Source organism: Sulfurovum sp., assembly GCF_049668085.1.
Lineage (GTDB): Bacteria > Campylobacterota > Campylobacteria > Campylobacterales > Sulfurovaceae > Sulfurovum.
In genome coordinates this window covers 1-6556 of record NZ_JBATIY010000118.1, presented here as the reverse complement: position 1 = coordinate 6556, position 6556 = coordinate 1, and the positions used below count along the sequence as shown (strand labels likewise).

7 protein-coding genes are annotated in these 6556 nt (G+C 38.9%); all 7 read right to left on the bottom strand.

Annotated elements, in window-relative coordinates:
• Positions 1–1449, bottom strand: a 1449-nt coding sequence (locus tag WBM70_RS07905) for a BatD family protein (RefSeq protein ID WP_424557961.1), incomplete at its 3' end; no start/stop codon positions are given.
• Positions 1427–2284, bottom strand: a complete 858-nt coding sequence (locus WBM70_RS07900; protein WP_424557960.1) for a tetratricopeptide repeat protein — start codon at positions 2282–2284, stop codon at positions 1427–1429. The genes WBM70_RS07905 and WBM70_RS07900, both read right to left, overlap by 23 nt.
• Entirely contained in the window at positions 2281–3252 is a 972-nt protein-coding gene (locus WBM70_RS07895; RefSeq protein WP_424557959.1) for a vWA domain-containing protein, read from the bottom strand. The genes WBM70_RS07900 and WBM70_RS07895 overlap by 4 nt, the downstream gene beginning before the upstream one ends.
• Before the next feature lie 2 nt (positions 3253–3254).
• Complete coding sequence (locus tag WBM70_RS07890) at positions 3255–4172, bottom strand: vWA domain-containing protein (protein WP_424557958.1); 918 nt, start codon at positions 4170–4172, stop codon at positions 3255–3257.
• Positions 4159–4575 carry a hypothetical protein gene (locus WBM70_RS07885; RefSeq protein WP_424557957.1) on the bottom strand — a complete coding sequence of 139 codons (417 nt, stop codon included), beginning with the start codon at positions 4573–4575 and terminating at the stop codon, positions 4159–4161. The genes WBM70_RS07890 and WBM70_RS07885 overlap by 14 nt, the downstream gene beginning before the upstream one ends.
• The gene (locus WBM70_RS07880; protein ID WP_424557956.1) at positions 4575–5408 is read right to left on the bottom strand and encodes a DUF58 domain-containing protein; all 834 of its coding nucleotides are present in this window, start codon (positions 5406–5408) and stop codon (positions 4575–4577) included. Before WBM70_RS07880 ends, WBM70_RS07885 begins: the two co-directional genes overlap by 1 nt.
• Positions 5409–5419: 11 nt before the next feature.
• Positions 5420–6367: an AAA family ATPase gene (locus WBM70_RS07875; RefSeq protein ID WP_424557955.1), complete on the bottom strand. Its 948-nt coding sequence runs from the start codon at positions 6365–6367 to the stop codon at positions 5420–5422.
• Positions 6368–6556 lie beyond the last annotated feature (189 nt).

Sequence of the window (6556 nt, the reverse complement as noted above, 5' to 3'; positions counted from 1 at the left end):
TTTATCACCATTTTTACGGGCATACAGTTTACGTACCATCTCTTCCACTTTTGCGTCTTCACTCATGTGTGCATACAGTATTTTTAAAGCTTCAGACTCTTTGTACGGATTTGCACTTCTGCTTTTCAATCGTGGTAATCGTTGGAGAACGATCATAGACAACGCACCCAAACCGAAGGCTGCAGCAAGCATCCACCATGCCATATTTTTTACTTCTGCCTGCTTTTCTGCTGTTACATCTTTGGTCTGTGATACCTGTGCTATTTTTGTTTGCACTATACCGTCCGTTTGTGTACTTTCCGTACTGCTAATGGCAGACTTTTCTTTTTTGATACTGACTTCATAAGCATTTACCTTTAATGTTTGCATCTGATGATCTTGTAATGTTACCATAGAGAAATTCCGCTCAGGAATAGTAAAGTCTTCTTCAGAGATAAATGCAAAACTTTTGCTATAGCTACTATAGATCTCTCCATCTACAACCTTTGTTTCTACTTTGGCTTCATCACTATACACGGTAACGCCATCTATCTCATATTTAGGAAATTCAAAACTTTCCAGGTTACCTTTTCCTTCTATCTTCACAGTGAGATTCACTGGCTTATTGGCTTTGACTTCTTGTGCATCTATGATTGTATCCACTGTAAAGTCACCCACCAGATCACTCTCTTGAACCTGAGGTAATACTTCTATTTGCAAACCGTTGGATGCCATTTGTCTCCATTTGGTTCCAAAAGTCATACCAAAAATATCTCTTCTGCTTCTATCTGCGACACCTACCTTAGCATGTGCAGGAGTTGCAGTAAAATTCCCCTCTTCTTGTGCTGTGAGGATGTATCTAACTTCCTGAACTTGATAGTTCCCTTTGATATAGGCATTTTGATCTCCGCCTTCTGTTACGACAAAACCTGGGAAACTAGGTGCAGTATATTGTATATCCTGTGATAGTCTCACACCATTTTTCAAAGAAAAATAAACTGTTACCATCAGTGATTCGCCTAGCATGACCTTGGTTTTATTGGCACGCATCTGCAAAGAGAACATGTCATTACTTTGTCCTACTGGAGCAGTGGACTTGACTATTTTTATCTCAATGGGTTGTGTTTGATAGCTCTTCCCATCTATCTGCACTTCATATGAAGGAATGCTTACATTTTGACTTGGAATAAATGTATACGTTTTTGTTGTAGTATGCAAGCTTTTCATTTTTCCGTTAACATAACTGTACGAGCTGCTACTTCCAGAGTTGGTACCGATGACACTATGTCCATCGATCATTTGAATATCTGGGAATTGCGCATCATCTCCTGTAGCCTTGATCTGTAATTGAACAGGATTGCCACTTACTACCTCTGTATTGGATACGACAGCTTCAACTCCATCTGCCCAAACATATTGTAATGCCAATGTCATAACCAATAATACTTTACCAAGGTTTCGCATCTTCATTCCTTTCACCTTTTTTACTTTCACCCATCTGATACATCATCGTAGGGGTCTTACCTTTTTGCATCTTTTTCATAAGACGCTTCAACTCTTGTTCTTGCAACTTTTCTTCTTTACTCATCTTTTTTTGCTCTTTAGGCTGACCTGACTCTTTGTCACCTTTTTTATCTTGGGGCTTCTTCTCTTTTTGAGCATCTGATTTTTCTTTTTCAGGCTCTTTTTGCTTCTTATCTTCTTTTTTCTTTCCGTCTTTGTTCTCTTTTTTATTTTGTTCTTTCTTTTTCTCTTGATCTTTATTTTTTTGGTCTTGTTTTTGCTGATCTTGATCTTTTTGGTCTTTATTTTGTTTTTGATCCTGATTTTCTTTGTCGTCTTTGTTCTGTTCTTTATTTTCGTCTTTATTCTCTTGATCTTTTTGATCTTGTTTTTTCTGTTCTTCTTCTTTTTTCTTTTGTTCTTTCGCTAATTCAAGATTAAATTTTGTATCTTCATCCTCTTTAAGCTTCAAGGCTTCTTCATACGATTCAATGGCTTTGTCCCACTCTTTTTTCTGGAACTGACTGTTCCCAATGTTATGCAGTCTAGTCGCTTCATCTATACCTTCTGCTTTATCATATGCTTCTATCGCTTCATCATACTTTTTATCTTTATAGAGTGCATTTCCTATGTCATACTGTTTTTGAGGACTTTTCGCATCTAAACCTTTTAGCAACGTAGCACTCTTGCTATACTCTCCAGCTTCATATGCCTGATTTGCTTCTTTTATGGTTTTAAAATCTGTAAGTCCGGCATGAAGTAAAACACCCGTACTTAGTGTCAATACAATTAACTTTCTCATACGTTTCTCCTTCTAGGCATCGAACTAAATGCGATCAGTAACAACAACAGTCCAGCTCCTAACGGATAGTAAAAATACTCTACTCGCTCTTTGATACTCACCTCACCTTGCTGTTGATTTTGGTATTTACCTCGTATCACAGAAACCAATTGTGTGATATCCTCTTTTCCTGTACTGGCTACCACATATGCACCATCATTCTCTTTGGCTACTTCACCCAAAGCATCATTCCTTTGTGTGATCGCTATGGTACCGTCTTCAAGGCTATAAGGTTTGCCATTTTCATCGATCACTGGAGCCCCTTTCTCCGTTCCTAAAAGTACCACATAAAGATCGATCTCATTTGCTTTCAGTATCTCTGTGAATCCTGCTATAGCTTCCTCATCACCACCATCAGTGAACATTACCATGATCTTAGGTTTTTTCTCTTCAAGTAAAGAAGCGGCCAATTCACCTAACGCTGAGAAATCAGTAGACCCCATGTTGATGTAAGAGTCATCTACCCCTTCTACCATCATTTTCAGAGTATCTTTGTCACTTGAAAAAGGTGCTAAGACAAAAGGACTGTAGGCAAATGCCACCACACCTATCTCATCACTTGGCATAGCATCAAAGAGTGCACTCATCTTCTTTTTGGCAAAACTCAAGCGGTTAGGATAGACGTCTGTACTTCGCATAGAACCAGAAATATCCAATGCTGTAAGCAGTGTCAATCCCTGTACCTCTACTGTTTTATCACCCTTCTCTATGACGGGTCTTGCCATCGCAACGATCATCAAAAAAAGTGCTAAGAGCATCAGTATATTACGTACTGTCAAAGGCATACTTTCATCAGTGGCACTCAAACGTTTCAATACCTTTTCATCAAAGATACGTGCAAGTCTCTCTTTGTTGGTAGAAATAAGAAACGAAAAAAGTACAAAAGGAACAATGAGCGCCCAAAAAAATTGTGGATTTACAAAACTCATCTCTAGACTCCTTTACTGTTTCTAAAATACATAAACAATAACAAACTCAATATGGCTGCAAAGAGTGGATAGATATACAAATAGGTATGTTGCACGATCTTCTTATCATCGATCTTCGTCGCTTCCAGATTGTCAATTTCATCATAAATTTGGGAAAGTGTTGTTGCATCTTGTGCTCCAAATGCCAACCCTTTTCCGGCATCGGCAAGTGCTTGTAGATACTGCGCATTATAGTCACGTGCATCCCCCACACCAATGGCATAAAGTTTGATGTCACGCTTTTCTATAAGACTTTTCACATCCCCGAACGGTACCTTACTCATATTGTCTATACCATCTGTGAGCAGTATCGCGATCTTTGATCTGGCTTTACTTTTACTCAACAGGTTATAGCTTTGCACCACGGCATCATTGATAGCAGTTCGCTTCCCTGCCATACCCATTGATTGCATTTTTGTAATATCTGTTAAAAACTTTTTTTCAAAGGTAAGCGGTGAAGCGATAAAGGCTACATCTGCAAATGTGACCATACCTATACGGTCATTTTCTCTTTTCTCTATAAAGTCACCTACCACTTCTTTCACCACATCAAACTTATTTCTCCATGGATCAGATGGATCAAACCCACGCTGTCGCATGGAATCACTCGAATCAATAATTAAGACGATATCACGTCCCTCTTTTTTAGAATTGGTATAACTTTTGGTGATCACTGGTGAAGCCAATGCGATGACTGCTGATACAATACCTATCCATTTCAGCCAGGAAAGTAATGATGACTTACCTGCACTCTTCGCCATAAGTGTTTTGACATGAGGGAAAAAGATAGCACGGCTTCTCTCTTTACACCAATAGCTGCAGAGTATAAATAAAAGTAAAACCCCTAAGAGGTATGGATACTCAAAATTAAACTGACTCATCTGCTACCTGCACATAGAGGTTGAATTTGTTTCTCGTATCTTGATCGACGGCCTCTACCTCTTTTTTATATTTATACTGTTCAAGCATAGGTTCAAGTTGAGAAAAAAGTTCTTTTCTTCTTTCATCCGTAGCCAAAAGTCTTGCATAATAGGTGGCTTCATAGGCAGATTGTTTTGTATCTATCCAATCTATCTTCTTGATCGCTTCTAGATAGCCTTTAGCAAGATTCACTTTTCGATTATCCCATAGTTTTTTTGCTATAAAAAACAGAATAGCTCCAGCTAAAAATATAGCAAAACTGATCAACCCCCAATAAATGTAATAAGAACTATCCGGTATTTCAAGTAAAGGTTTAATATCTCTAAGCTGTTCGTTGATATTTGCTGTTTGGTTCGTATCCATTACTTTGCCCTCATTTTTTTCATTAACTTAAGTGCCGGTTCTTCATGTGTATAGATCTTTGAAAACCGTATACCCTGCTTTTTAAACTGCTTATAGAGTTTCTCATCATTGTCATGTAACGCTTTTTTGTAGTTCTTCAGTGTTCCACTATCCACATCGCCTTCAAAACTCTGTTTTGTCTCCATATCTATGAGTCTAAGATAACCCAATTCGGAAGGGTTCTCTTCAAATCTGTCACGTACCATCACGGCAAACACATCATGTTTCTTACTCAAGACTTTCAGATCTATCTCACCTACAAAATCAGATACGATAAAAAGCAGAGATTTCTTTTTCAAACGATTATGCAGTGTATCCACTAAAGCAGAAAAATCACCCTCTTTCCCGATCGGATCAAACCCCACAACATTTTCAACCGCCTTATGTACAGAAAATAGTTTTTTGCTGGGTTTACTTAACTCATAAAGTCTGTCGGCAAAAACCATATGAGAAAACAGATCTGCATTTTTTACCGCTGAAAAACCAAGTGTAGCTACCACTTCAGCAATGATATCCGACTTTTGTTTCACTGTACCAAAGTATGTTGAACCCGAAAGCATTGAGACAACAACAACGTTAAGTTCCCTCTCCTCTTTATAGATTTTTACAAAAGGTTTACCTAACTTTGCTGTCGTTTTCCAGTCTATTTTCCGCACATCATCACCATAGACATATTCACGGAGTTCTGCAAATTCAAAACCTTCACCCTGAAAGATGGAGGCATTGTTTCCAAGCATATCTCCATAGACTTGCTTTTTGGTTTTAAGTACTATTTTTTTTACAGCTTTGTTCAAAACGTATACCTCTAAGGAATCGGAACGGCAGCTAAAATCTTCTCTATGATCTCATCTTGTGTCACTTCCTCAGCCTGTGCTTCATAAGAAAGTATGATACGGTGTCGAAGGATCTCTTTGGCGATGTATGCTATCTCTATAGGTGAGACATAATCCTGTCCCTTCAAGTAAGCGATCGCACGTGCTGCCTTATACATATCTATACTCGCACGTGGACTCGCTCCAAACTCGATATAGGCTTCAAGTTCTTCCAAACCATATGCTTTAGGATCACGTGTAGCAGCAACCAATTCGATGATGTACGCTTCTATCTCTTCATCCATATGCACCTGAAGCGCTTCTTTTCTGATCTTATTGAGATCCTCAATGCTTGCTACTTGTTGGATATCTCCAAAACTGTTGTTCGCAGCACGTCTTGCTATCTCTAACTCTTCTTCTTTGGTGTTATAACCTACAACCACCTTCATCATAAATCTGTCAAGTTGTGCTTCAGGAAGTTCATAGGCGCCTTCCTGTTCCACAGGGTTTTGTGTCGCCATAACCAGGAAGGGAAGATCTATCTTAAATGTCTCATCACCGATAGTCACTTGTCTCTCCTGCATGACTTCAAGCAGTGCAGACTGTACTTTTGCCGGAGCACGGTTGATCTCATCTGCCAGTAAAAGGTTGGTAAAAACAGGACCTTGTTTGATCTTAAATGTATTATTGGAAGGATCATAGATCTCTGTACCTATGATGTCAGAAGGAAGCAGATCGGGCGTGAACTGTACACGCTTAAAGTCCAGTCCAAGTGTCTTTGCCAATGCATTGACTGCAGTGGTTTTTGCTAGACCCGGAACACCCTCTAAAAGTATATGCCCACGACAAAGTAAACCTGCCAACAGACCCTCTACCATTTTGTCTTGTCCCACGAGGACTTTAGAAATTTCTGTTTTGATATTTTCTATGATTTGACTCAAGTTACTCTCCTACATTTTTATGTGGAAAGTATACTCAAGGGGGGTTAATTGAAGGTTAATATTGAGAAGAAAAGTAGAGACAAGGAAAGACCTTGTCTAAGGGTTAAAAGTCATACCTTAAACCAAGAGAAACAGCATCCATGTCAGGGACATCAGATTTGATGAGCAGACGTTGGTAGTCAAGGAAGA

Coding starts and splice junctions, on each gene's coding strand:
- WBM70_RS07900 (WP_424557960.1), bottom strand. CDS start 2,284: ATGAGAAAGTTAATTGTATTGACACTAAGTACGGGTGTTTTACTTCAT.
- WBM70_RS07895 (WP_424557959.1), bottom strand. CDS start 3,252: ATGAGTTTTGTAAATCCACAATTTTTTTGGGCGCTCATTGTTCCTTTT.
- WBM70_RS07890 (WP_424557958.1), bottom strand. CDS start 4,172: ATGAGTCAGTTTAATTTTGAGTATCCATACCTCTTAGGGGTTTTACTT.
- WBM70_RS07885 (WP_424557957.1), bottom strand. CDS start 4,575: ATGGATACGAACCAAACAGCAAATATCAACGAACAGCTTAGAGATATT.